General features: G+C 62.8%; 27 protein-coding genes and 2 tRNA genes. 9 read left to right on the top strand and 20 right to left on the bottom strand.

Annotated elements, in window-relative coordinates; translation table 11 throughout:
- Window positions 1-7: 7 nt before the first annotated feature.
- Window positions 8-679: a glycosyltransferase family 25 protein gene (locus ACT2BZ_RS15605; RefSeq protein WP_457941339.1), complete on the bottom strand. Its 672-nt coding sequence runs from the start codon at window positions 677-679 to the stop codon at window positions 8-10.
- A 180-nt stretch (window positions 680-859) separates the two neighbouring features.
- Between ACT2BZ_RS15605 and ACT2BZ_RS15600 the strand changes: the two genes are divergently transcribed.
- On the top strand, window positions 860-2,074 hold the full coding sequence (locus tag ACT2BZ_RS15600) for a glycosyltransferase (protein WP_457936048.1): 1,215 nt from the start codon (window positions 860-862) through the stop codon (window positions 2,072-2,074).
- 5 nt (window positions 2,075-2,079) lie between these two features.
- On the top strand, window positions 2,080-2,886 hold the full coding sequence (locus tag ACT2BZ_RS15595) for a Stf0 family sulfotransferase (RefSeq protein WP_457936047.1): 807 nt from the start codon (window positions 2,080-2,082) through the stop codon (window positions 2,884-2,886).
- Between the two features lie 537 nt (window positions 2,887-3,423).
- On the opposite strand, the gene ACT2BZ_RS15590 is transcribed toward ACT2BZ_RS15595, so the two are convergent.
- The 8 genes from ACT2BZ_RS15590 to ACT2BZ_RS15555 all read right to left on the bottom strand — a co-directional run bounded on the left by ACT2BZ_RS15590 (window position 3,424) and on the right by ACT2BZ_RS15555 (window position 8,588).
- The gene (locus ACT2BZ_RS15590; protein WP_457936046.1) at window positions 3,424-4,482 is read right to left on the bottom strand and encodes an alpha/beta fold hydrolase; all 1,059 of its coding nucleotides are present in this window, start codon (window positions 4,480-4,482) and stop codon (window positions 3,424-3,426) included.
- Window positions 4,483-4,749: 267 nt separating this feature from the next.
- Window positions 4,750-5,223 carry a hypothetical protein gene (locus tag ACT2BZ_RS15585; protein WP_457936045.1) on the bottom strand — a complete coding sequence of 158 codons (474 nt, stop codon included), beginning with the start codon at window positions 5,221-5,223 and terminating at the stop codon, window positions 4,750-4,752.
- A 184-nt stretch (window positions 5,224-5,407) separates the two neighbouring features.
- Window positions 5,408-5,484: transfer RNA gene (locus ACT2BZ_RS15580), tRNA-Arg, on the bottom strand.
- A gap of 55 nt (window positions 5,485-5,539) precedes the next feature.
- On the bottom strand, window positions 5,540-5,845 hold the full coding sequence (locus ACT2BZ_RS15575; protein ID WP_457936044.1) for an ETC complex I subunit: 306 nt from the start codon (window positions 5,843-5,845) through the stop codon (window positions 5,540-5,542).
- A 105-nt stretch (window positions 5,846-5,950) separates the two neighbouring features.
- Window positions 5,951-6,027: transfer RNA gene (locus ACT2BZ_RS15570), tRNA-Pro, on the bottom strand.
- A gap of 122 nt (window positions 6,028-6,149) precedes the next feature.
- Window positions 6,150-6,848: a DnaA regulatory inactivator HdaA gene (gene hdaA, locus ACT2BZ_RS15565; RefSeq protein WP_457941338.1), complete on the bottom strand. Its 699-nt coding sequence runs from the start codon at window positions 6,846-6,848 to the stop codon at window positions 6,150-6,152.
- Window positions 6,849-6,856: 8 nt separating this feature from the next.
- Complete coding sequence (locus ACT2BZ_RS15560) at window positions 6,857-8,059, bottom strand: AI-2E family transporter (protein WP_457936043.1); 1,203 nt, start codon at window positions 8,057-8,059, stop codon at window positions 6,857-6,859.
- Window positions 8,031-8,588: a CDP-alcohol phosphatidyltransferase family protein gene (locus ACT2BZ_RS15555; protein WP_457936042.1), complete on the bottom strand. Its 558-nt coding sequence runs from the start codon at window positions 8,586-8,588 to the stop codon at window positions 8,031-8,033. Before ACT2BZ_RS15555 ends, ACT2BZ_RS15560 begins: the two co-directional genes overlap by 29 nt.
- Before the next feature lie 189 nt (window positions 8,589-8,777).
- Here ACT2BZ_RS15555 and purM point away from each other — a divergent pair, with 189 nt between their 5' ends.
- The 3 genes from purM to ACT2BZ_RS15540 are packed head-to-tail and all read left to right on the top strand — an operon-like array spanning window position 8,778 to window position 11,099.
- Complete coding sequence (gene purM, locus ACT2BZ_RS15550) at window positions 8,778-9,842, top strand: phosphoribosylformylglycinamidine cyclo-ligase (protein WP_457936041.1); 1,065 nt, start codon at window positions 8,778-8,780, stop codon at window positions 9,840-9,842.
- Window positions 9,839-10,552, top strand: coding sequence for a phosphoribosylglycinamide formyltransferase (gene purN / locus ACT2BZ_RS15545; protein ID WP_457936040.1), 714 nt, complete (start codon window positions 9,839-9,841; stop codon window positions 10,550-10,552). Before purM ends, purN begins: the two co-directional genes overlap by 4 nt.
- A 22-nt stretch (window positions 10,553-10,574) precedes the next feature.
- Window positions 10,575-11,099: a SixA phosphatase family protein gene (locus ACT2BZ_RS15540; RefSeq protein ID WP_457936039.1), complete on the top strand. Its 525-nt coding sequence runs from the start codon at window positions 10,575-10,577 to the stop codon at window positions 11,097-11,099.
- A gap of 15 nt (window positions 11,100-11,114) precedes the next feature.
- Here ACT2BZ_RS15540 and ACT2BZ_RS15535 read toward each other — a convergent pair whose 3' ends face one another.
- Window positions 11,115-13,238: a molybdopterin-containing oxidoreductase family protein gene (locus ACT2BZ_RS15535; RefSeq protein ID WP_457936038.1), complete on the bottom strand. Its 2,124-nt coding sequence runs from the start codon at window positions 13,236-13,238 to the stop codon at window positions 11,115-11,117.
- Window positions 13,239-13,443: 205 nt separating this feature from the next.
- Complete coding sequence (locus tag ACT2BZ_RS15530; protein WP_457936037.1) at window positions 13,444-14,301, bottom strand: hypothetical protein; 858 nt, start codon at window positions 14,299-14,301, stop codon at window positions 13,444-13,446.
- Window positions 14,302-14,629: 328 nt separating this feature from the next.
- Here ACT2BZ_RS15530 and ACT2BZ_RS15525 point away from each other — a divergent pair, with 328 nt between their 5' ends.
- Window positions 14,630-15,118 (top strand): DUF4365 domain-containing protein, encoded by a 489-nt coding sequence (locus ACT2BZ_RS15525; protein ID WP_457936036.1) that lies wholly within the window; start codon window positions 14,630-14,632, stop codon window positions 15,116-15,118.
- A 34-nt stretch (window positions 15,119-15,152) separates the two neighbouring features.
- Window positions 15,153-16,229, top strand: coding sequence for a hypothetical protein (locus ACT2BZ_RS15520; RefSeq protein WP_457936035.1), 1,077 nt, complete (start codon window positions 15,153-15,155; stop codon window positions 16,227-16,229).
- 498 nt (window positions 16,230-16,727) lie between these two features.
- Here ACT2BZ_RS15520 and ACT2BZ_RS15515 read toward each other — a convergent pair whose 3' ends face one another.
- From ACT2BZ_RS15515 to ACT2BZ_RS15490, 6 genes are all read right to left on the bottom strand, one after another.
- On the bottom strand, window positions 16,728-17,300 hold the full coding sequence (locus ACT2BZ_RS15515; protein ID WP_457936034.1) for a dihydrofolate reductase family protein: 573 nt from the start codon (window positions 17,298-17,300) through the stop codon (window positions 16,728-16,730).
- Window positions 17,301-17,318: 18 nt separating this feature from the next.
- Window positions 17,319-17,624, bottom strand: coding sequence for a hypothetical protein (locus tag ACT2BZ_RS15510; RefSeq protein WP_457936033.1), 306 nt, complete (start codon window positions 17,622-17,624; stop codon window positions 17,319-17,321).
- 110 nt (window positions 17,625-17,734) lie between these two features.
- Window positions 17,735-18,559: an alpha/beta fold hydrolase gene (locus ACT2BZ_RS15505; protein WP_457936032.1), complete on the bottom strand. Its 825-nt coding sequence runs from the start codon at window positions 18,557-18,559 to the stop codon at window positions 17,735-17,737.
- A 43-nt stretch (window positions 18,560-18,602) separates the two neighbouring features.
- Entirely contained in the window at window positions 18,603-20,480 is a 1,878-nt protein-coding gene (locus ACT2BZ_RS15500; RefSeq protein ID WP_457936031.1) for an ABC-F family ATP-binding cassette domain-containing protein, read from the bottom strand.
- A gap of 108 nt (window positions 20,481-20,588) precedes the next feature.
- A complete protein-coding gene (locus ACT2BZ_RS15495; protein WP_457936030.1) occupies window positions 20,589-21,164 on the bottom strand; it encodes a hypothetical protein in 576 nt (191 codons plus the stop codon).
- A gap of 196 nt (window positions 21,165-21,360) precedes the next feature.
- The gene (locus ACT2BZ_RS15490; RefSeq protein ID WP_457936029.1) at window positions 21,361-21,873 is read right to left on the bottom strand and encodes a DinB family protein; all 513 of its coding nucleotides are present in this window, start codon (window positions 21,871-21,873) and stop codon (window positions 21,361-21,363) included.
- A gap of 66 nt (window positions 21,874-21,939) precedes the next feature.
- Between ACT2BZ_RS15490 and ACT2BZ_RS15485 the strand changes: the two genes are divergently transcribed.
- Together ACT2BZ_RS15485 and ndk are read left to right on the top strand one after the other, a co-directional pair.
- A complete protein-coding gene (locus ACT2BZ_RS15485) occupies window positions 21,940-22,629 on the top strand; it encodes a glutathione S-transferase family protein (RefSeq protein ID WP_457936028.1) in 690 nt (229 codons plus the stop codon).
- A 100-nt stretch (window positions 22,630-22,729) separates the two neighbouring features.
- Window positions 22,730-23,152: a nucleoside-diphosphate kinase gene (ndk, locus tag ACT2BZ_RS15480; protein ID WP_457936027.1), complete on the top strand. Its 423-nt coding sequence runs from the start codon at window positions 22,730-22,732 to the stop codon at window positions 23,150-23,152.
- A gap of 90 nt (window positions 23,153-23,242) precedes the next feature.
- Here the strand turns inward: ndk and ACT2BZ_RS15475 are convergent, their stop codons facing one another.
- The 3 genes from ACT2BZ_RS15475 to moaD all read right to left on the bottom strand — a co-directional run bounded on the left by ACT2BZ_RS15475 (window position 23,243) and on the right by moaD (window position 24,460).
- Window positions 23,243-23,656, bottom strand: coding sequence for a YbaY family lipoprotein (locus tag ACT2BZ_RS15475; RefSeq protein WP_457936026.1), 414 nt, complete (start codon window positions 23,654-23,656; stop codon window positions 23,243-23,245).
- A gap of 73 nt (window positions 23,657-23,729) precedes the next feature.
- Window positions 23,730-24,200 carry a molybdenum cofactor biosynthesis protein MoaE gene (locus ACT2BZ_RS15470; RefSeq protein ID WP_457936025.1) on the bottom strand — a complete coding sequence of 157 codons (471 nt, stop codon included), beginning with the start codon at window positions 24,198-24,200 and terminating at the stop codon, window positions 23,730-23,732.
- A 5-nt stretch (window positions 24,201-24,205) separates the two neighbouring features.
- A complete protein-coding gene (gene moaD, locus ACT2BZ_RS15465; RefSeq protein WP_457936024.1) occupies window positions 24,206-24,460 on the bottom strand; it encodes a molybdopterin converting factor subunit 1 in 255 nt (84 codons plus the stop codon).
- Window position 24,461 lies beyond the last annotated feature (1 nt).

Below are 24,461 nucleotides of genomic sequence, written 5' to 3'. Positions count from 1 at the left end.
ATCATTTTTAGGTGAATCTCGACTGGCACTTACCGATAGGCTGGACAGGCCCTCGCGAGATGACAGACTGGACGACCCGTTTAGCCCAATAATGGGAACGCAAATTGACGTACGCTGTCAGGCAATTTGCATAAATGGATCGAAGAAGACTCTTTCTTGCTCGCATGCGTTCACGATCGGCATCAAGCAAAGATCCCCTCAAAGAAACCCCATTGTCAATAACGATATTCGGCTCTAACGACGCTACTCGAATCCCAAATTCGAACCAGAACCGAAGCTCTTCATCAACAGGGCGAAAAATATAGCGCCGGCTAAGTAGCTTCTGACAGCAATATCTACTCAACATATACCCAACCAATCCAGAGTTCGGTCGGCTGTATATAGCGACATTTAAACCGTCGCAATGCATCGTATGTGCAGGAGTTCTTTTATTGAAGTCAAAAAATTTTACCATATCGAAGTTATTGCATACGTTTGTAAGTTTCGATATAGTTTGTCTGAAATTTAAAGTGTCTAATAAAAGAAAATCATCCTCAAAAACAATAGCGTAATGATCTCCATTCTCCACAATTTTTTGCCAAATTTTTCTGTGTCCGAGATAAACTGCAATTTCTCCTGGTGTGAGTGAGCGCTTCATGAACAATGCATTCCGAAGTGAGCTATACTCTGTTGTCACCATAGGATCAGTTGGAGTAAATCCCGGCACTATGATGTGCTCCACGTTGGCCGCAGCCAACTGCGACGTGGCGCTCCGCACCCTCAGAGGGTCTCCGTGTGGCGCGACTAGAACGTAGCTTTTGGGAAACGGGTTCACGCCTCGCCTTCCTGACTGCTGCAAACCGATCGTAAGATGAGTGTCATGATCCGTACCTTTCAGCTCACAGTCGATAGTCCTTGGCCCTCCACTAGCGGCGGAGATATTCGGAACGCATTTGTCGCGCAATCAGCTAGGTCTGCCGGGCCTGTTCACGTCGTCAGCTTTGGTCACTCAAACCAAGTCGGTAAAGCAGTCGATATCTCAACCAACCATATTCCCAGTTTTGCCGATTCAGTACCATGGCATAGACATTATCCACGCTTACGTACGGTCATTCAGCTCAACTCAGAGGATCTCGCATTCCTAGAGGAGGAAATTCTAGGCTTTGCACCGCAAATTGCCATTCTAGAAGGGGTAGCGGTCGGTGCGGCTTTGCCGCTCTTCCAAGCCCTTGGCATCCCGGTCATCCTCGACATGCACAACATCGAATCAGATCTGTATCGGTCAATCAGGCGTACGAGCTCCTTAGGTCGATACCTAAAGGACCTAGCATTCGGGTCGAGACGGTGGAACGAATCGCGTCAGTTTGATCGCAATGCGAGTTTGACGGCCACAGAAACTTGGGTGACTTCAAAGAATGATCGGCGAAACCTTTTGCGAATAGGAGGCGCTAGCTCGATTGTTGTGCCAAATCCAATCCCAGACCAGGGGTTCACAAATTTTTCGCTCCATCCAAAGCGCTACGCTTCAACTCGAGCAGTTTTTGTTGGACATTTAGCTTACCCGCCAAATGTCCGGGCTGCACGGGAACTGGTGAGGACGATTTGGCCGTTAATACGGCTGCATGAGCCAGAGGCGTCTCTTTCCGTGTGCGGCCGTACGCCAACAGATGGCGTGCTCAATCTGGGTACGGCGGAGGGAGTTAAAGTCATCGGCGATCCCGTCGATCTTAGTGCCATCTATCAACAGTGTGGCTTTGCACTTATGCCAATCCGGCAGGGTGGCGGCACTCGAATCAAAGTTCTTGAAGCAATGGCGGCTGGCACCATCGTCATCGCGACCGCGAAGGCAATCGAGGGGCTAGGAGCCTTGCCCGATATCCACTACCTGCAAGCTGAACGGTCGGCAGACTTTATTATTAAGTTGCAAAGATGCCGGGAAAATCCGGACTATGCTGTTGCTTTAGCCGATAGGGCAAGGAAATTTGTATTGGGAGAGTTCGGCACGTACCAACTTGCGAACAAGATTGTGAGCCGCTTGGCGCATCTTACAGACATGCGTCACCAGGTTGAGTTGCATAACGTTCGAAGGACGTAAGGGTTGTGAAAACGCTGTTAATCCTGTCAGAGATGAGAAATGGATCAAGCTGGCTTGGTTCGTTGACTAATAGTACCCGGCTACTCGGAAACGCCGGTGAATGGTTAAGGCCTGGAGCAATCGATGAGGATCAGATATCTGATGCAAAAAATAAACATAGATCTATATTAAAAAGAGCCTCCACAGACAATGGAGTCTTTGCGGTAAAAATATTCCCTTATCATCTCTATCGCCATCGCGAAAAGTATGGATATGACTTTATCGAAAGGTGTATCGCTGAGCACTCAGTTTTTGTAGTGCTTCTTGAAAGGATTGACCGCCTAGGTGCGGCGATCTCCGCCGCCCGCGCCTTCAGTACCGGCAGATGGTCCCACCCCATAGGCGCAGAGTTCAATGTGTACGGCGGCGAGGACAAATCTATATACGATCGAGAAGCAATTCTGGAAAATATTAGTTACATCGGCAAGAGCATGGCGTTCTGGAGAAATTATCTGACTGTCAGATGTATTCCTTATATGCCGGTTTATTATGAACACATTATCCACGACCCTCGCGATTATGTGTGTCGCGTCGCCAGTGAGATGCAAGTGATTGTTGATCCGCAAGTAGTTACCACGAACCTTCAGGTGCAGCGGGACGACATATCGAGACAGTGGCGGGAAAGGTTCCAATCCGAAGCTAAAAGCCCTGCGTTTAAGCACACTCCGGAGATCAGTGGCAGGTACGCTAGGAACATGCGAAATCTTACAAATTTCATTGTAGGGAGAAAATTGGTTTCCAAATGTCAACCGCCGGAATTCATGGAGGGTTAGTCGTATCTTTCTTTCCGATGATGTCCGCCTTTGGATTACGTCGAGACGGACTGTTCGTCCAGTGAGCGTCAACGTTTCTCCGACGCTGGACTGCACCGCAGGCAGTTCCGGTCCAACCAGGATGTGATGCGCCTAAATTCTCCCCCGAAAGCTTTATCCTTAAGCTCCTCGTACACCATCGAACAGTACATGGCGTCCCCTCCGTTCAGCCTGCTGGTTGTGGCGGCTTGCTCGCACCCGAGGTAAACGCTTTTCAATTCATCGATTGACATTGAACTGATGCAGGATTGGTCGTCGGCGCCAGCGGATTGATGCACTCCAAAGACGAACATGATCGCCGCGCCGAGCGGGGCGACGCGGGGGATATGTGGCACGAGATGTGCGGACATCATTTCCTCCAGAAGGCCTGCGGCAGTGCCGGCCTGAGCGAGGAATCATAGACCGCGCTATGGTCGCTCGCATGAGGCCGATGTCCCGGAGCGGCGAAGAATCGTGACGGTGGTGAGAGAATAGGTGGGTCCGGGGTCCCGGGCGACCCTAGATGCCGTAGCCTGCTTCGCGAGCTCGGACAACCGCCTCCACGCGTGTCGCTGATCCAAGCTTGTCGAGTATGGCCGAGAGGTGGTTTCGAACGGTTTTTTCAGTGATCGACAAGCGCGCGCCGATTGCATGATTGTCGAGGCCGCGTGCAACCAGATGCAGGACTTCGCTCTCACGCGCGGTAAGTGCCGAGAACTCGGCTTTGTCCGCCGTCGCGGTTGGCAGGAATTCGTGCATCGCCTCGGTGAACACGCGCCATGCTGGCTCGCCGCGAAGCATTAGATGGTTTGGAGTATCGAGCTCCAGGAAAGTCGCGTTCGGGATAGTCTGCGCAAGGAATCTACCCTCCTCGACAGGGGCAACTGCATCGCGGTCGCCATGGGCAACCAGCGTAGGGCAGGTTATGCGTTCTGCGGCCCGGCTGATGTCGATCTCAAACATGATGCGCGTCAATTCCACGGCGTTTCGCGCACAGGTCGCGCGCCGTTGCAGTTCGCACCAAGAACTCAAGTGCTCCATCGAGCCTTCGGGCTGGAACTGTGTTGCGAAGGAACGCATGAAGGCGCTGTCCGAGTCTCTCCATCCCAATTCGATCATCTCAATCATTACCCTGGCCTTTTCGGGTTCAAGGGGAGGTGATGACCGCCTGTTTCTGCCCCTTGCGTAGGCGCCGTAGAGGATGAGATGACTGATCCGCCCGGGGTTCCTTTCGGCGTAATTGATTGCGACGGCGCCACCCTGGCAGATGCCGATCGTAGCGAATTGCTCCAATCCCAGCTTCTCGACGAGTCCCTCGAAGTCACGGACCCAGGTTTCGAAGGAAAGATCCGACACATCACGTTCCGACATGCCGCACCCTCTTGGGTCGTATCTGACGAGCGTGTACCGCGATTCAAGCACTTCGAGCCAAGGCCGCCATGCCACGCTGCGATCCTGGTATTCGAGATGTGTCAGCCAACTCGGCATCAGCACCACTGGCGGGCCGCTCCCCGAGACCGCATAGGCAATCTGGGCACCGTCGAAGCTCTCGAAGTAGCGTACCTTTTGGCCCGGCATGTCGTGGATCCTCAGGCAATCGGCTGTGGGAATCTAACAGCTTCGTTTCCGCGTTGCACGCGAGTCCCAGCAAATCGACCGCGGCCGACCGAAGACGCAGGCTTTCAAGCGATGATGGAACAGGCCCGAATGTCTGGATCGAGGGCGCGAAGCGGCCATTGAATGGATAGCTCTTAGATGTCTGCTTTGGACCGGAAGTGCCGGTACGATCAGCCATTTCAAAGGGCTCTAAGCGGCCGGTCGACCTAACAGAACGGGCCGCAGTGTCTAGGGGCAACCCAGATATTGAAGTCTGGCATGCTGGTGTGATTCAAGCTCCGAAAAGGAGCCTTGAACACGAGACATGCCGTCTCCGACGCCGAATGGCGGCTGACTTGCCCAATCCTTCCTTTCAAGCCGCGAGGTGGCCCGCGTCTGGATGACAGACGTGTCCTCAACGGCCCCTCTGGGTTTTGCGGTCGGGAGCGCCGTGGCGTGATCTGCCGGAGAGCTACGGTCCTCATTACCATCTGCTACAAAAGGTTTGGTCGATGGCGTCACGCTGGGCATCGTGTTCTGACCGCCGTCTCGCATCGGGACCATGCCGAGGTGATGATGATCGATAGCACGATAATCCGAGCCCATCAGCACGCGAGTTGCACCCAGAATGACGCTCGCCGAGGCTTTGGACGTTCGCGTGGAGGACTGACGACCAAAATCCACGCCCTGGTCGATGCGAACCGGGTTGCTGCTCCACATCATGATCACCGGCGGTCAGCAGCATGATCGTCTGATGGCACGCGCTCAGCTCGAAGGCGTGCCGAACGGCGGAATGGTTCTCGGATTTGACGTCGAGGCAAGATAAGCACCCAATTCAGCAGGCACAGAAGAAGAGCCTATAGAGAGCCTAGAGCGATCGGAGAATTCCCTAAGTTATTGAAATAGTTGGCGATCCCGGCAGGATTCGAACCTGCGACCATCGGCTTAGAAGGCCGGTGCTCTATCCGGCTGAGCTACGGGACCGCGAGCCGAAGCGCGCGCCCCGGCCGGTGCTCCTTGCGGCAAAACGGTCCGCCGTTCAATGGGTCCACGGAATCTTGCGGTCATATTTGAAGTTCTCCGCATAGGAAATCTGGCGGCGCTTGGCCTCCTTGGGCTCCTGTACCCGGTAGGCCAGGCCGTTCTTCTCGGCATAGGAAATCGCCTCTTCCTTCGTCTCGAAGGCGAGGCGGATCTGGCTCTTCATGTCGCCGGAGGTCGTGTAGCCCATCAACGGGTCAATCTTGCGCGGCATCTCCGGATCGAACTCGAGAACCCAGAGCCCCGTCTTGGCTTTGCCTGATTGCATTGCGGTTTTTGCGGGGCTGAAAATACGCGCTGACATGCCTGCTGCTTCCTGACTGCAACTTCGGGTGCAGCCTTCTCCCAACCTGTTTGCCTCGTCAACCCATTTATGGGTCCGGCCGGCAACAGTCTGTGCAAGGGTGAGTGGTCGGAGCGGCAGGATTCGAACCTGCGACCCTCTGGTCCCAAACCAGATGCGCTACCAGACTGCGCTACGCTCCGTGACCGTTTCCGGCGCCGCTGTGCCTAGAGTTTTCGCGGTCGCAGCGCAACCCCAGAAAACACGCCGGCGTCCGATTCGATCCGGCCGCATCACAATCCCGGCGGCCGCGGGCCCATTTCGCCTAGATGTCGAACTCGACCTGACCCTGGTCCATCGCGCTAACGGTCTCGGCGGCAAGCGCGCGCGTTATCCGGGAATTCTGCTCCAGCGCCGCCCGGTCGAGTCGCTCGACGACGTCGAGCGCGGTCGAAAGCGAGCGCTCGATCCGCCTGACGAGGAATTGCACGACATGCTGCTCGACCTCGACCTGCCGGTCGGCGAAAAGCTTTGTAATCACCGCGGCGAGCAGCAGATCGTCGGGCTCGAGAATCTCGACTGTCGCCGCAGCCTTCAGCCGCGACGCAAGGTCGGGCAGCGTGACGCCCCATGCGGAGGGAAAGCGGCGGGAGGTCAGAAGGATCTGCATCCCGGCGCCGCGCATGGCGTTGATCAGATGGAAGAGGCCCTGCTCGTCGAGCATCCTGTCGGCCTCGTCGATCAGCACGGGGCGGGACAAGTCGAGGCCTTCGATGCATTGCTCGATGGAGCCGGCTGACAAGACAGAAGCGCCGGTCGTCTCGGCCCAGATCGAGGCGAGATGGGACTTTCCGGAACCCGCCGGTCCGGCGAGCACGACCACCGGGGCCGGCCAGTCAGGCCATCGGTCGATCAGCGAGACTGCCTCCCGGTTGGCGTCGGACACAACCAGTTCGTCGCGCGAATGACCGATCGAATGGCCGAGGTCGAGCGGCAATTGCTGCGGTTTCCGTGGGCTCGCCATAGGACCGCTCAACCTTGCGTCCCGGCGCGCCTCGTCCTGCGCGCTGGCTTGGGCCGTGCCTTCGGCGCGGCCTCGGTCGCCATATCGACGGTTTGATGCGCCTCGCCGCGGTAAAGCGGCGATTCCAGGTAGCGCGCAATCGCGAACCGAACCAGGACCGCAACCGCCGCGGCAGCCGGCACTGCAATCAGCAGTCCGACGAAACCGAACAGCGCACCGAAGGCAAACAGCGAGAACATCAGCCAGACGGGGTGCAGGCCGACGCTCTTGCCCACGAGGCGGGGCTGCAGGATGTTGCCCTCGATGAACTGGCCGACGAAGAACACGGCAGCGACTGCCACGACCATCATCCAGTCCGGCCAGAACTGAACGAAGGCGACGCCGACCGACAGCACAAGGCCGACCATCGAACCGACATAGGGGATAAAGCTTATCAGGCCGGCGAACAGGCCGATCAGGATGCCGAAATTCAGCCCCGTCGCCGTCAGGCCAATGGCGTACATGACGCCGAGAAGCAGGCACAGCGTGCCCTGACCGCGCACGAAGCCTGCCGTCGCGGCGTTGATCTGCGTGGCAAGCGAACGGACGGTGTCGACGTGATCGCGCGGCACCCAGTTGTCGATCGCGGCAATCATGCGGTCCCAGTCGAGCAGCATGTAGAAAGCCACCACGGGTGTCACCACGAAGAGGCCGGCAATGCTGAACAGCGCAACGCCGGAGCTCCAGATCGACTGAAACACGGTGGTGAAGAAGCCGACCCCGGAGGTGAGCAGCGAATTGAGGCCGTCGCGCAGGCTGCCGGCGTCGATGCCGAATTTCTGCTCCATCCATTGCGGATCGAAATTGGTGATCAGCGTCTGCAGGCGCGTCAGGTATTCGGGCAGTTTTTCGAGGAAATCCGCAAGCTGGGAGGCCAGCACCGGCACCAGTATGATCAGCGCCACGGTCAGCACGATGACGAATCCGACCAGGATCAGCAGCGTTGCCGCCGTGCGCGAAAGGCCAAGCCGCTCGAGCCTGTCGGCTACGGGATCGAGGAAATAGGCCAGCACCATGCCGGCGACGAACGGAAGCAGGATGCTGCTGAAGACATAGAGGAACAGCACGAACAGCGCGGCGCCGAGCAACCAGAAGCGGACGTTTCGGTGGAAGTTGCTGGTAGTGACCACCACCTTGACCTCCTCATCCGCCGGGAGTTTCACCTTCGCCATCTTTGCCCATGTGCCTCAGCCAGGCTACGAGATAGGCTGCGGCGGAAGCCACGGTCAAGAGCCCGGAGGCCACAATGAGGACCGCCCGCAGAGGCCCGAACTCAACGCCGAAGGCCAGTTCGGCGAGCACGACGCCGGCCAGCACGATCTGCGTCGCGGTATTTGCCTTGGAGACCATCAGCGGTTTCATCTCCACCGGATTGCCCATCACGGTAGAAAGAAGCACCGCCCCTATGATCAGGGCATCGCGGCTGACGGCGACGATGACCAGCCAGAGCGGCAGTTCGCTCATCAGGCCAAGCACGACGAAGACGCTGACCAGGAGCAGCTTGTCGGCCATCGGATCGAGGTAGGCGCCAAGCTCCGAGCGCTGGTTGAAGTGGCGCGCGACGAAACCGTCGACGCCGTCGGAAATGCCTGCCACCACAAAGCCGGCGAAGGCCAGTTCCCATTGTCCGCCGAGCAGCCAGTAGACCACCGCCGGCACCAGCAGAAAACGCAGGATCGTGATCATGTTGGCCACGGTCACGTGCCCTGTCCTCCCTCGCAACTCACGGCTGATAGATGGAACGGCGAAGCGGCGAAGGCAAGGCAGGCGAAGATGTGTGCGCCGTCCACCGGTTTGTGGGAAGATCGGCCCGGCGGCGGCTGCCGGTTCTTGCAGGCCGTGCCCTTCCATGCGAATAGCCGCTGAACCCGAGGCAATCCAGGACCGAGCATGAGCAAGCCCAACAATGGTCTCACCTATGCCGAGGCGGGCGTCGACATCGACGCCGGCAATCTGCTGGTCGAGAAGATCAAGCCGCTCGTGCGCTCGACAAGGCGGCCCGGTGCCGACGGCGAGATCGGCGGTTTCGGCGGGCTGTTCGACCTCAAGGCAGCAGGCTTTTCGGACCCGGTCCTGGTCGCAGCCAATGACGGCGTCGGAACCAAGCTGAAGATCGCCATTGACGCCGGCAAGCTCGATACGATCGGCATCGACCTCGTCGCCATGTGCGTCAACGACATCGTCGTTCAGGGCGCCGAGCCGCTCTTCTTTCTCGACTACTTCGCCACCGGCAAGCTCGACCCGGACGAAGGCGCCTCGATCGTCGGCGGCATCGCCGAAGGCTGCCGTCAGGCCGGCTGCGCGCTGATCGGCGGCGAGACCGCCGAAATGCCCGGCATGTATCACGGCAAGGACTTCGACCTTGCCGGCTTCGCGGTGGGCGCTGCCGAACGCGGCCAGATGCTGCCGACCGACGACATCGTCGAGGGCGACGTGTTGCTCGGCCTCGCCTCTTCCGGCCTGCATTCCAACGGCTTTTCGCTGGTGCGACGCATCGTCGAGCAATCGGGCCTCGCCTGGAGCGACACCGCACCATTCGCAGACGGCCCGACGCTTGCCGAGGCGCTGCTTGAGCCGACGCGCATCTATGTCAAGTCGATGCTCGCGGCGATCCGCGGCACGCACGGCATCAAGGCGCTCGCCCATATCACCGGCGGCGGCTTCCCGGAAAACATTCCGCGGGTCCTGCCGAAGGATTTTTCGGCCGAACTCGAGCTTGGCGCCATCGACGTGCCACCGGTATTCTCCTGGTTGGCCGCGACCGGCGGCGTCGCCGAGACCGAAATGATGCGCACGTTCAATTGCGGCATCGGCATGGTGCTCGTCGTCGCCTCGGGCCAGGCTGCGCAAGTCGCGGCAGTCCTGCAGGAGGCCGGCGAAACCGTCACGTCGATCGGCCGCATCGTGCCGCGCCGCGATGCGGGCGTCATCTACAGAGGAGCGATCGCGCTATGAGCGGCGTGACCAAGCGGGTCTCCATCCTTATTTCCGGCCGCGGGACCAACATGTCCCGGCTCATCGAGGCGGCGGCAGATCCGTCCTACCCGGTCGAGATCGCGGGCGTCATCTCGGATACCGCCGAGGCCCCGGGCCTGCTGTTTGCCGCCAGCCGCGGCATCGAGGCGCGCGCCCTGCCCCGCGCCGACTATGCCAGCCGCGAGGCGCATGACGGCGCCATTCACGAGGCGCTGGAATCGCTCGACACGGATATCGTCTGCCTGGCCGGCTACATGCGCATGCTGACGGCCCGCTTCGTCGAGAAGTGGACCGGCCGGATGATCAACATCCACCCTGCCCTCCTGCCGTCGTTCAAGGGCCTCGACACCCATCGCCGCGCCTTGGAAGCCGGCGTCAGGGTGCATGGCTGCACGGTCCACTTCGTCACGCCAGAGATGGACGACGGCCCGATCATCGCGCAGGCAGCCGTCCCGGTGCTGGTGACGGACACCGAAGAGACGCTTTCCTCCCGCGTGCTCAAGGCCGAGCACCAGCTCTACCCGCTGGCGCTGCAGCTGCTCGCCGAGGACAAGGTGCAGATGGCTGACGGGCGTTCGGTCTATGTGAACCTGCACGAGGACGAGAAGAACGGGCTGGCGCGGCTCTTCTCGCCGTCGTCATGGAGCGAGGACATCGACCTCGAATCCCTGGCGCGCTCGACGCCCTGACCGATACGCTCCGAGAGACGGCATGAAGACGCTGCTGCTTCTGAGGCATGGAAAATCGAGCTGGGACGATGCGTCGCTGGCCGACATCGACCGGCCGCTGGCGCCGCGCGGCATCGCCGCTGCCTCCCGCATGGGTCGTGAGATCGCCCGGCGCGGCTGGCTGCCCGACAGGGCCCTGGTATCGAGTTCTGCGCGCACCAGCGCCACGTGGGAGCTGGCCTGCACGGAGCTCGGCCCGGAACCGGAAACCTCGTTCAGCCCGACCCTCTACGAAGCCGCTGCCGAAGCGCTGCTGGCGGAAATCCGGCAGACCCCCGACAGGATCGGGACGCTGATCCTCGTCGGCCACAATCCGGGCATGGCCGACCTGGTGCTCAGCCTCGCCGGCGCGGATTCCGCGCCCGCTGCAATCGACAGTGCCTCCAGTAAGTTTCCGACCGCAGCGCTCGCGCGCCTGAGTTTCGACGGCGCATGGGAAGCGCTTGGCCCCCGCACCGCCCGCCTGACCCATGTCCTGCGGCCGAAAGATCTCGGCGACGAGAAGTAGCCGTCCCGGCCGGTGTCAGCCGGCGGCGCGCAGCCAGACCTTGTTGTCGTGGAACGCCGCACCGCCATAGGGCGCCGGCGCGTCGGCGCCGGTCAGCACGTTGATGCCCTCGCCGCGCTCATGCGCATCGTTCGGCCAGATGCCCTCGGCGATGACGACGCCGCGCCGGACCCCGTCGAACAATTTCGCATGCAGCACGATCTCGCCGCGGCCATTGCCGATCTCGACGCGATCCCCGTCCGACAGGCCGGCCAGCGCCGCGTCCATGGGATGGATCAGCAGCTGCGGCCGGCCCTCGCGCGTCCGCGACACCGGCGTCTCGGCGAAGCTCGAATTCAAAAAGTTGCGGGCCGGCGAGGTCGCCAGGCGGAACGGGTGTTCCGCGTCGGCCACCTCGATGAGCTCGACATGGTCGGGGAAGACAGGCAGCGACTGGTGAGGTCCGAGAAGGCCCATGCTCTCGGGCGGGCGGTTGGGCGCCACCTGGCCCGTCCAGTCGGGCCTGAAGCGGAACTTTCCGTCCGCATGGCCGAATCCGCCGAGAAAATGCGACGTCTCGAAGTCCGGCTGCATGTCGATCCACTTCTGGTCCTTCAGCGTCGCGAAGGAGCCGAGCCCCCGCCGCCCGAGGATGACGTCGATATGCTCCTCTTCGCTCATGCCGAAGCCCGGATGGTGCGAGACGCCCAGCCGCTTCGCGAGTTCCTCGATGACGAAAAGGTTGGTGCGCGGGCCCTCCGGAGGGTCGATGAGCTTCGGCCCCAGATTGACGTGCTGGTTGCCGCCGCCGCGGTAGAGGTCGTCGTGCTCGAGGAACATGGTGGCCGGCAGCACGACGTCGGCGAGCTTCGCCGTGTCGGTCATGAACTGCTCGTGCACGCAGGTGAACAGGTCGTCGCGCAGAAAGCCCTGTTTCACCAGGCGCTGCTCCGGCGCGACATTCACCGGGTTGGTGTTCTGGATCAGCATGGCGGTGACCGGCGGGCCGCCATAGAGCGCGTCGGGCGCCCCGGTCAGCACCGGGCCGATGCGCGAATGGTCGAGATAGCGGATCGACGGATCGCGCAGGCTGGCGCCCTCGAGCAAGGATTTGTCGAGCCCGAAGATGCCGGAATTGGAGTGGAAGGCGCCGCCGCCCTCGTGCTGCCAGCTGCCGGCCACCGTGGCGACCGAGAGTGCCGCATGCATGTTGACGGCGCCGTTGCGCTGGCGGGCAAAGCCGTAGCCCAGCCGGAAGAAGGTTTTCGGCGTCGTGCCGACGAGCCGCGCGAAGGCCTCGATCTCCTCGACCGGCAGGCCGGTGATCGCCGAGGCCCATTGCGGCGTGCGGTCGGCGAGATGCGCCTCGAGGCCCTGCGGGTCGTCGCTGTATTTTTCGAGATAGGCGCGGTCGGCCAGGCCGTCGCGGAACAGCACGTGCATCACCGCGCAGGCGAGCGCGCCGTCCGTGCCCGGCTTCAGCAGCAGCGCCATGTCGGCCTGCTTCATCGTCGCATTGTCGTAGACGTCGATGACGACGATCCTGGCGCCGCGCTCCTTGCGGGCGCGCACGGCGTGGGTCATCACGTTGACCTGGGTGGCGACCGCATTGGTGCCCCAGATGACCACGCAATCCGACTTCGCCATCTCGCGCGGATCGGGGCCGCGCAGCGCGCCGGTGCCCATCACGTAGCCGGTCCAGGCAAGGTTGGTGCAGATCGAGCCGAAGAAGCCGGAATATTTCTTCGCGTGGCGCAGCCGCTCGATGCTGTCGCGCTGCACCAGCCCCATCGTGCCGGCATAGAAATAGGGCCAGACCGTCTCGCTGCCGAGCTTCTGCTCGGCGGCGATGAATTTTTCGGCCACCAGGTCGAGCGCCGCCTCCCAGCTCGCCTCGCGCCAGATGCCCTCGCCCTTCGCGCCGCCGCGCACCAGGGGCTTCAGCAGCCGGTCGGGATGGTGCACCCGGTCGGCATAGCGGGCCACCTTGGCGCAGACGACGCCGGCCGTATAGCTGTTGTCCCTGGCGCCGTGCACGCGGCCGATACGGTTGTCGCCCAGCAGCTCGACGTCGAGCGCACAGGTCGAGGGGCAGTCGTGCGGGCAGGCCGAATGGCCGACCTTGATCTTGGCTTTGAGAATGCTGGCATGCTGGTTCATGCCGCGTTTCTAGCCGGAAACGGCGGCCGCGTGTAGTGCCAGAAATGGCGGCGGGGTGGGTCCTTCGAGGCTCGACTTCGGCTTTCGGGGCAGCCCACCGGAGTTGCCTGTTCTCCAAACCCTCAAGCGATGGGTCGTGGACGCGCGAAAGGGTTCGCGGCCGTAAGGGCCACGGGCGGGATTGCGGATGGTGCGGCGGACCGCGTCACGACGTGTCGGGATGCGCCAGCGCTTCGAGCGCAAGGCCCTGGAGATCGTTGAGGATGTCGAAAACGGCGTGCCTGCGCCGCCCGGCGGGACGCTGGCCGGGCGCACGGCCCGGACGCAGCGGCCAGGCGCGGCGGGTGCGCCCCGCCTTCTTCAAGGCCCGCCAGCGCGCAAAACGTCTCGCCTGTCCGGGCAGATCGTCGAGGGCGGCGCCGAGCGCCCTAAGCCTGAGTGCAAGACGGGTTGCGTCAAGCGGGTCGTCGGGGGCTGGCGGACGCCGCAGCGTGATCGGGGACGGCGCGGTGACGCCCGGAAACGAGATGCGGGGAATGCCTGTCGCGACCGGCCGGCGGGCGCGGAAGGGCCGGAGCGGATCGAGCAGCGGCAGCGACAGCGTGCCGGGTCGCGGCCGCAGGGCGGGCCGCGCGCCGGGCGGCACAAGAATGCCGGTGCCGAAGCGGTCGCGCAGCATCGCCGGGCGCGGTCTTGCCGCGCGCCGGCGCGGCGGCTGAAGCGTCACGCCGCGCGCCATGACGATGACCAGCCGCCGCACGGCGGATTCGGCCGCGCGCAGCAGGCGCAGGATGGCGCGGTGGAGATGGCGCGGCAGCGTCGGGGAAAAGGCCCCCTCTCCAGGATCGGCCGGCGCCTCGGCTTCGCGCACATTGCCGGGGACCCCGATTGCTTCGCAATCTCCCCGGCCTTCTCGGCCGACGGTCGAGCCACTGGCTCGACCGAAAGATCGGGCCTCGAAGCCCGCAAGGGGAGAGGTCAGGCATCCGGCCATGGCGACGAGCATGGCGAGCACGCGCATCAGCGCCGCTCGGTTCTTCTCGATTGCCAGGTCCCAGTCCATCGCCGTCCCTCCGTTAAGGGCGGCGGGATTTTAGCGCGGGTGCGGAGGGTGTGGATGAAATGGGGGGCAATCGAAAAACGGACGCATTCAGGAATCGCTGACATGGCGGGTTGCGACCCCATTGCGGTCATCCGCTAAGACTCCGCAGGTTCCTAAAGGCTGACGTTGACACGCTACCCAAATATCAATTGGAACGGGTGCGGCAAAGGCTTCATGGGATGCTCAACGAAGTATTGACTTCCTCTCAGCCAGTATCCTCAAAATGCTAGAGCTTTTGGGAAGCGTCTTTTTCGTGATACTCGAACCGCACATAAAGGAAAGGCTGTCCATGGCCTACGTCGACGCAATCGCGGGGCGTGTGGGCATTAATGTGACTCGCGCTCTGCATGATTACGGCGTCGACGGCACCTTCCATCCGGTGAAAGACACGATCGCAGGGCGCACCGAAACGGGGTTCACTCTGGAATACCAACTCAAGGCTACGGTGAATTGGACAGTCGATGACCGCTTCATAGTGTACGACATGGAGGCAACTGCCTTCAACAAAATGGCGCTGCGAGACCCTGCCGCTGTCCCGCTCGTGCTGATCCTGCTGTGTCTACCCGCGCAGGAAATTTCATGGCTACGCCAGAATGAACGGGCGCTGCTACTTACGCGATCGTGCTATTGGTACTGGCAAGCGCCCGGCAACCCTACTGCCAATTCTTCGAAAAAGAGGGTTCGCATCCCGCGGGGCAACCACCTCAATGCGGCGGGGCTAACAGCGCTTTTGAACAGCGCTGAGGCTTACCAGCGGGGCGAACAAGATTATGTCTGACCCCCACGCTGTTTCTCTCCCGCCTCTAGGACTTATGCGCCGTTATCTGCTTGCGAACCGGTGGCAAATGTCGAGCCTCCGTGGCGGCGCGCTGGAACTTTTCACACTCGGTCCTGACAAAGATAGTTCGCCAGAAATTGTGCTAAGCAATCGTGAGTCCGAGGATATCGAGCGGCGGATATTGCAGGCATTACGAACGCTTTCCACCGTAACCGGAATGGAGGTCGAACGGCTCGCTCGCGACATTTCCATGTATGATTTTGATCTGCTCCGCGCCACGTTGCCTGACAGCGTGGTGCTTAGAGAATCCATCCACATACGTGTCGCCGAAAAATTCATCGTCAATGCCCGCAAATTTTTGACTTCTGCGGCTGCTGCCGAAATTCGTAAGACCTTGGTGGTTTCGGACAACCAAAGCGCAGGCGGAGAGTACGCGAACAGCTGTCGGTTTGGACACACGTTTAAGGGCAGTTTCGGGTTCACCATCGAGTCGCCAGCGGGACCTGGGGTGAAGACTTTGGACGGCGATATTCCACCTGCGCCGCTTGAAAGGCGTGTCATCGAACGAATTGCACGGGGCCTTACGATCGTGGAGAAAGCCACCACCTTGAAGAGCGCTGAGCCGCTTTTGATTGGCGCTGCCGAGGGCTTCAATTTCAATATGCTGAACGACTTCACAACGTGGGTAGCAGACACGTCATCGAGCAAAATCAAATATGACATAACGCTTACGCCGGCGTGGGCACCATCTCCAGACATCCGTTTGAGCGCTGAGATCGAAGACGCGGCACTTCCCTTTCTCGATAGCGCCATTTCTCAGCTTAGGCCGACAGCAGGCCCGGCCCTGATTACGGTGGTGGGGCAAGTGGTGCGCCTCGAGACGAGGGAGATACCCGCGAATTTGCTGGATGAAGGGCGATATGAGATCGGCCTTGAAGGCACGAGCAGCGAGATTGGCTCGATCGTCTTGAGGGTCCGTCTTTCCGCTGAGGACTATCTTCTTGCCGTCGACGCGCATCGTAATGGGCGTGTCGTCGCGGTGACTGGAGAAATTGGCAGGGCACGGAGATCTATGACGATGCTGCAGCCAAGTAGCTTCCGAGTCTTTTAGGCCGTCACTACAGCGCCAGTCCGAAATCCCGGCTCATTCAGTTGCTCTGCCAGACTTTTCACCAAGAGCTGACTGTCCGCTTCCCACCCCTTTGCTGCCACTCAACACTTGCTAAGATGCGACGGCCTTCGGTTACGTCGCAAACCGGCTCAACGTCCGGCCTCGCCGCCAACAACGATGTCCGTGAGAGCCCCCTCACCAACTCGCTGCGCTCGGCACCGCTCCCCCACCTTGTGGGGGCGAGGAACCCAAGTTCTGAGGCAACCGCGCGAAGACGAGGACAATTAAGACGCAGCGGGACAGCGCCCCCCTCTGCCCTGCCGGGCCCGGCCGGGTCCCCGCTGCTGCGCAGCGTCCCGGCGTTCGCCGGCCTTTCACTATGCCACCGGCATGGTGACTTCGCGTTCCGCGAACCGGCTGCTCACCCCCCTCAAGGGGGAGATCGGCCGGCGGAGAGGACGGCGCACGATGTCTCGATGCGGGCCGCGGCGGGCGGGCCTAGCCTCTCGGCCTGTAGCGCAACGCCATCGCACCCGAGTCCAGCTCGATCCGGTCGGTGAGTTCCAGGTCGACTGACCTGGAAAGGCCGGCGAACAGGGTCGGACCATGGCCCGCGACAAGCGGCTGAACGACGAACTCGTACTCGTCGATCAGGTTCAGTTCCGCCAGCGCCCTGGGCAGTGTGACGCCGCCGGTGAACAGCGCCCTGCCCGGCTGCTGCTTGAGCGCCTGGACGGCCTCGGCCAGATCTCCACGGACCAGTTCGGCATTCCAGTCGACCCGGTCGAGCGTGCTCGACACCACGTGTTTCTTCATCGCATCGATGGTGCGGGCGAAGGGGTCCGTCCAATCGGGCATCGTCACGGTGCGCGTGTCGAGCCGCCAGGCGTCCTCCATCATCTGATAGGTGACGCGGCCGAACAGCAGGGTGTCGGCCCGGCCGATGCTCTCGGTGGCGTGGCGGTGCACGGCCCGCAGGTGCCGATCAGCGAGGGTCGGGTCCGCCGGTATGGCGTTGTGGTCAACGCACCCGTCGAGCGTCACGTTGATCGAGTAGAGAAGAGGTCGCATCGCGGTGGCTCCGGCTGCTCACGTGGCCGTGGCCAGAAGCTTGCGCACCAGTTCTTCCCATTCCGCGTCCAGCGTCAGGGTCGACGGCGTGGCCCCGGCGCGGCGGTACCAGTAGTTGGCGTTGGGCTGGTCGCCCTCCTTACGGTGCAGATAGGCGTGGACATGGGCGCCGGCGGCATCATCGCGCTGCTGGGCGCATTCGTGGGCCTTCTCCCAGTCGCCCCGGGCGTCCCACCACAGCGCCTCGAGCGCAAGGCCGACGCTGGCCGGCGGGGCGCTGTCCTCCAGCGTGTCCTTGAAGGTTTGAAAATCCATCGTCCGCATCCCCTCCGGTCTTCGTATCCGGGAGATCGTAGCCAAGCGACCGGACAAGGCAAGGCACTCCGGTACCGCATGGCGGGGAGTTGTCTCGACACGCCAGCGCGCGGATTGCCCTAGCGCCGCGGCGACAAGTGGGCGAACAATTTCTCGAGCAATGGCTCGGGCGCCTCGAGCTGCGGCAGGTGGCCGACGCCGGGCAGGGTTTCGAAGGTCGAACCCGGCATCAGCGCATGCAGCGCCCTGCCGCGCGCCAGCGGTATCCAGGGATCGTCCTCGCCCCAGAGGATGTGCGCCGGACAGCGCAGTTCGCCGAAGTGCGGCTCGATCTCGGCGGTGTATTTCTCGTCGGCCTGCGCGAACTGCCGGTAGAAGCTGGCGCTCCCCTCCCCGGTGAGCCAGGGATCGGCCAGCCCGCGAAAATCCCTCGCGTCGATATCGGAGACCAGCGCGCCCTGGATGTAGGCCTCCACGACCGCCTTGTGGATGTGCGGCGGCAGGCCGGAGAAGGCCTCGACGTGGCGGCCGACATGGTCGAAGAAGTCGGAGCCCCATGGCCGCAGCGCGACGACGTTCATGAGCACCAGGCGCGCGAAGTCGCAGCCATGCAGCAGATGCGCGCGCAGCGTGGTGGCGCCGCCGAAATCATGCGCCACGACGGACGGCCGGTCGAGCCGCCAGTGGGCGAGCATCTCGGCAAAGATCTTGCCCTGCACGTCGAGCGACGTGCGCTGATCGGGCGTTTTGCCGGAACGGCCATAGCCCGGCATGTCGTACCAGTGGACGCTGTAGCGTTCGGCGAGCGCCGGGATGACGCGATGCCAGGAGAAGGACGACCATGGCCAGCCATGCGCCAGCACCAGCGCGGGGCCGGAGCCGGCGGACCCGGCGGCGACCGGACCGGCCGAGGTTTCGACTGTCTCGTCAAGTTTCCATGCCATGGCCCGGATTCCCCTGAGGCTGGTGCCTGCGACAGGCGCCGCGCTATTCCGCCGTGCCTTCCTCGTATTCCGCCGACAGCGTCAGCCAGCGTTCCTCGTGGCCGGCGAGCGAGGCGGTGAGCTTCGAGCGCTCCTTGGCGAGCTGCGTCGCGGTCGAGGGGTCCTTTTCGTAGACGGCCGGGTCGGCGAGCTCGTCCTCGATGCTGTCGATGCGCTTGCGGATACGGTCCATCAGCGCCTCGGTGGCGCGGATTTCCTTGGCCACCGGCTCCATGGCGGCGCGCCGCTGCGCCGCCTCGCGCCTGCGGTCGGCCTTCGAGGCCTTGTCCGCCTCCCGGCGCTCGCGGCGGTCGCCCGCCCCGCCGGTGACCAGCTGGCGGTAATCGGCGAGGTCGCCGTCATAGGGATTGACCTGCCCGTCCTTGACCAGCCAGAGCCGGTCGGCCGTCGCCTCGAGCAGGTGGCGGTCATGCGAAATCAGGATCACGGCGCCTGGAAAATCGTTGAGGGCGTGGATCAGCGATTCACGGCTGTCGATGTCGAGATGGTTGGTCGGCTCGTCGAGGATGAAGAGGTTGGGGCCGTCGAAGGCGGACAGGCCCATCAGGAGGCGCGCCTTCTCGCCGCCCGACAGGTCCTTGGCGGGCGTGTTCATCTTCTCGGTCGACAGGCCGAACTGCGCGACGCGCGCCCGCGCCTTGGATTCGGGCGCATCGGGCATCAGGCGCCGGACATGCTCGTAGGCATTCTCGTCGGGGCGCAGATCGTCGAGCTGGTGCTGCGCAAAGATCGCCACCTTGAGGCCCGGCGCGACGGTGATGGTGCCGGTCTCCTGCTTCAGCCGTCCGGCCAAGAGCTTGGCGAAGGTCGACTTGCCGTTGCCGTTGGCGCCAAGCAGCGCGATGCGGTCGTCGGCGTCGATCCTGAGCGTCATGTTCTTCAGGATCGGTTTTCCCGCCTGGTAGCCGACATTGACGTGGTCGAGCGCGATGATCGGCGAGGCGACGGTCTTGACCGGCTCGGGAAAGCTGAAGGGGCGCACGCTGTCGCTGGAAACGGCCTCGATCGGCTTCATGCGCTCCAGCGCCTTGATGCGCGACTGCGCCTGGCGCGCCTTGGAGGCCTTGGCGCGGAAACGGTCGACGAAGGACTGCAGGTGCTTGCGCGCGGCCTCCTGCTTGACGCGGCCCTTCTCCTGCAACTCGGCCTGCTCGGCGCGCTGGCGCTCGAACTGGTCGTAGCCGCCGCGCCAGAAGGTCAGCTTCTGCTTGTCGAGATGGACGATGGAATTGACCGCGCGGTTCAAGAGGTCGCGGTCATGCGAGATCAGGAGCACGGTGTGGGGATACTTGGAAACGTAGGTTTCCAGCCACAGCGTGCCTTCGAGGTCGAGGTAGTTGGTCGGCTCGTCGAGCAGCAGCAGGTCGGGCTGCGAGAACAGAACGGCGGCGAGCGCCACGCGCATGCGCCAGCCGCCCGAGAAGGACGAGGCCGGCCGCTGCTGCGCCTCGGCGTCGAAGCCGAGGCCGGCCAGTATGGTCGCGGCGCGGGATTCTGCCGAGTGGGCGTCGATGTCGGCCAGCCGCATGTGGATTTCGGCGATGCGGTTGGGATCGGTGGCCGTCTTCTCTTCCGCCATCAGCGCGGTGCGCTCGACATCGGCCTTGAGCACGATGTCGATCAGCGGCTCCTCGGTGCCGGGCGCTTCCTGCGCCACCTGGCCGATGCGGGTCTGCTTGGGAAGGCTGACCGATCCGGTCTCGGACGACAGGTCGCCGGTGATCGCCTTGAAGAGCGTCGTCTTGCCGGTGCCGTTGCGGCCGACAAGGCCCGCCTTCGTGCCGGCCGGCAGGGTCAGCGAGGCATGGTCGAGAAGGAGACGTCCGGCGATGCGGAGGGAAAGGTCGTCGATGATCAGCATGGCCCGGCTTTTGCACGGGTCAGGGCCCTACTGCAAGGGCTGTGTGGAAAGGCCGGCTGACGAAGGACGGCCCGCCGGGGCGGGCCGTCCCAACTGCGTTCGGAGGCTTTAGCGGCTCGCCGTCCGGACCAGCCTGCAAAGCGCCACCAGATCCCTGCCGAAGCGGGCGCTGTTGCCGAGCACCTGCTGGCAGCGCTTCTTCGTCTGCGCCAGTTCGCTCGCCGACATGTTGTTCACCACCGCGGCAAGACCGCTGTTGGTCGCATTGCCGGTTGACGAGGTGGTGGCTCCGGTGTCGATGCCGACGCCGACACCAACGTCGTCGCCAACGCCAAGACCGGCCCTGGCGTTGACGCCGTCGTCGCCGCCGATACCGACGCCTGCGCCGGCGTTGACGCCGCTGCTGCCGCCGATCGATGCGCCGACGCCCGCGCCGACCCCGCTGCCGCCGCCGAAGGACGCATCCGCGCCGGCGCCGACGCCGTCGCTGCCACCGATGGACGCACCGGCACCCGCGCTGACGCCATTGCCGCCGCCAAGCGAAGCACCGACGCCTGCGCTCACGCCGTCGCTGCCGCCGATCGAGGCACCGACGCCGATGCCCTGCGCCGAAGCCGGCATGCTCAGCGCAGCAACCACGGCACCCATGGAAAGGATAGCTTTGATGTTCTTGGAATAGGTCATTGTTTTCGCCTCTTTGTTGTGTCTCACCTTTTCACTTTCAACAGGTGATTGAGAACACAACCAGCGATATTGAGTACAGTTCCCATGCTCTCTGAATCTTTTATTATGTATTCAATGTAAATCTGTACTGTAGAATTTTTATATCATTTTATACGTTCAAAACTGTCGAAAGTTCTCGATATGCCGGCCTCTGCGCTCAGGCGAATGCCCGGCCCTCCTCCGCCCGCTGGAAGTAGATCAGATCCAGCTGCAGCGAAGGCTTTCCGAGAGCTGTAAGGATCGTGTGCGCCTGGCCCCGGTGGTGCGTCTGGTGGTTGAAGAAATGTGCCAGCGCCGGCGCCAGCCGCTGCGAGATCGTGCGCATGTCGGTCGCCGTCATGTAAGTGAAGCGTCCGGAAAGCGCCTTCTCGCCGAGGGAACCCACCCATCGGACAATCCCCCTGTCCTCGGCCTCCCTCGCAGCGCGCAGCTTTGCCAACTCAGCAAACAGGATCGTGTCCAGGCTCGCCGGCGCCTGGCCCTCGCCGGTGAAGCGCTTCATCCAGATACGGTCGGCGACCAGCACGTGGTTCAGCGTGGCCATCATCGACCCGAAGAAGGCGCCCATATCGCGGTGCCACTCGTCCGGGGTCAGACTTTCAGCCGCCTCGTAGACACGCTGGTTGGCCCACTCATTATAGGCCGCGAACATCATGAAATGCTGTTTCAAGGACTTCCCTTCGCCGATCGTCTGCGGAATATGGCCACTACCTAACCGCAACCGGATGATGCGCCAATGACCATTGTGCTCTACGAACTCGTCGGCAAGGACCCGGCGCGACCCTTCAGCCCGCATTGCTGGAAGGCAGCGATGGCGCTGGCCCACAAGCAACTCGATTTCGACCGCGTGCCGGTCCCCTTCACCGGTGTCCCGGAGGTCGAGGGCAGCATTTCGAGAACGGTGCCGGTGATCCGCGACGGCGACAGGGTGATCGCCGATTCCTTCGACATAGCGGTCTATCTCGACGAGACCTACCCGGACCGGCCGTCGCTGTTCGGGGGGCCCGGCGGACAGGCCATGGCACGCTTCATCGAGCGTTGGTCGCAGGGCACGATCCACGGCTATCTCGGAGCTGCGGCCCTCGTGGATATTCATGACAGCCTGGCGCCGGTCGACCAGGCCTACTTCCGGGAGAGCCGCGAAAGGAGGTTCGGCAGGCGCCTGGAAGATGTTCCGGCGGCGCGCGAGGCGGGTCTGGAGGCGTTCCGCGCCTCCCTGGCGCCGCTCAGGAGCATGCTCGACTACCAGCCGTACATCGGCGGCACATCGCCGCTGTTTGCCGACTACATCGTTTTCGGCGCCTTCCAGTGGGTCCGCGTCGTCTCGCCCTTCGCGCTGCTGGCATCCGACGACCCGGTGCTGGACTGGTTCGAGCGCTGCCTTGATCTGCACGGTGGCCTCGGCCGCCGGGTGGAGGCCGCGTAAGCGTTCGGGTGGCGGTCAGCCGTCCGGGCCTTGGCAAGGCCGCAGCCCGCTTGTATAGAGCGCGCCACGAACCAATCCCAAATCCCCAGAAGGAATGACCATGGCGCTCGAACGCACTTTTTCGATGATCAAGCCGGACGCAACCCGGCGCAACCTGACCGGCGCCATCACCAAGATGCTGGAAGACGCCGGCCTGCGCGTCGTCGCATCGCGCCGCGTCTGGATGAGCCGCCGCGAGGCGGAAGGCTTCTACGCCGTCCACAAGGACCGCCCGTTCTTCGGCGAACTGGTGGACTTCATGTCGTCGGCGCCGACCATCGTGCAGGTCCTGGAAGGCGAGAACGCCATCGCGAAGAACCGCGAAGTGATGGGCGCCACCAATCCGGCCAACGCCGAGGAAGGCACCATCCGCAAGGTCCACGCCCTGTCGATCGGCGAGAACTCCGTGCACGGTTCCGACGCGCCGGAGACCGCTGCCGCAGAGATCAAGTACTGGTTCTCGGATACCGAAATCGTCGGCTGAGACAAAGAGTCCGCCGGTCGCCTCAAGCGACTGAGTTCAAAAGAAAAGCCGGGTCATGCCCGGCTTTTTCTTTTCGTCGCCGGCTATGCCTCAGGCCTGCGCCCGCACCAGCTTCAGCCGCAGCGGGCCGGTCCCTTGCAACTCGGCCGGGTCCGACAGATCCTCCGACAGCAGGACGCGCCCGTCGACGCTCACCTCGGCATGGAGCCGGTAGCGCGCACCCGGCTGCAGGGTGGCGGGATCGAAGGTGACGGCGAAACCGGCCGACACCTCGCCGAAGTCGCGGATCGTCTGTTGCGCCACCACCGTTTCCGCCTCGTCCGCGCCGGCCAGGCCGGTCAGCCGGACGGTCAGCACGGCTCCCGGCGGGGGCGCCATGCGCTCGTCATAGGTAACCTCGCCGACGATCGTCTTTTCCTCGGCGGAAACGGGCTGCGGCATGACGAGCCCTCCGAAGAGCAAGGGCGCGAGCCCGAAAATGAGCAGTTCGGCAATTGCGTGCATGACCCGTTCCTCCTGTTCCGACCCGAAAGTCACCAGAGGATTGAGTCGCTTCCGTGGCTCTTCGTGGGCGCTTTCAGGGTTTCCAGCGCGCGGCCGCCGCGTCGTCCGATTCCTTGGCATCGACCCAGCCGCCCTCGGAGCCATCGGCATGGTGCTCCTTCTTCCAGAAGGGCGCCCGGGACTTGAGAAAGTCCATGAGGAAGCTTGCGGCCTCGAAGGCAGCCTGGCGGTGCGCGGAGGCGGCGACGACCAGCACGATGTTCTCGCCGGGCCTGATCTTGCCGTAGCGGTGGATGGCCGTCAGCCCGGCCAGCGGCCAGCGTCCGGTGGCTTCCTTTGCGATGCGCGCGATCTCCGCCTCTGCCATGCCGGGATAGTGTTCGAGCTCCAGCGCCGAAAGCGAGCCCTGCTCGCCGCGGCATAGGCCGGAAAAGGTCACCACGGCACCGACGTCGGAATTGCCCGTCGTCAGCCGCGCGATCTCTTCGCCGATGTCGAAGTCTTCGGCCTGCAGGCGGACCACGGGAAGGACCGGACCAGCCATGGCGGTCAACCGCCCGTCATGGGCGGAAACAGCGCGATCTCGCCGGCCCCGGCAATCCGCGTCGCGTGGTCGACATGCTCGTGGTTGATGGCGACCCGGATAACCTCCGGATGCCTGAGCGCCGTCTGGTACTCGTCGCCACGCGACTTCAGCCAGACCAGCAGGTCGGCCACTGTGTCGACGCCGGCGGGCACGACCACGTCCTCCTCAGGCTTGCCGATGCGCTCGCGAACCCAGGCGAAATAGACAAGCTTGGTCATC

It is taken from the genome of Mesorhizobium sp. 10J20-29, assembly GCF_054130485.1.
Note: the sequence above shows the minus strand (reverse complement) of the source record. Positions and strands in the feature narration are given on the sequence as shown.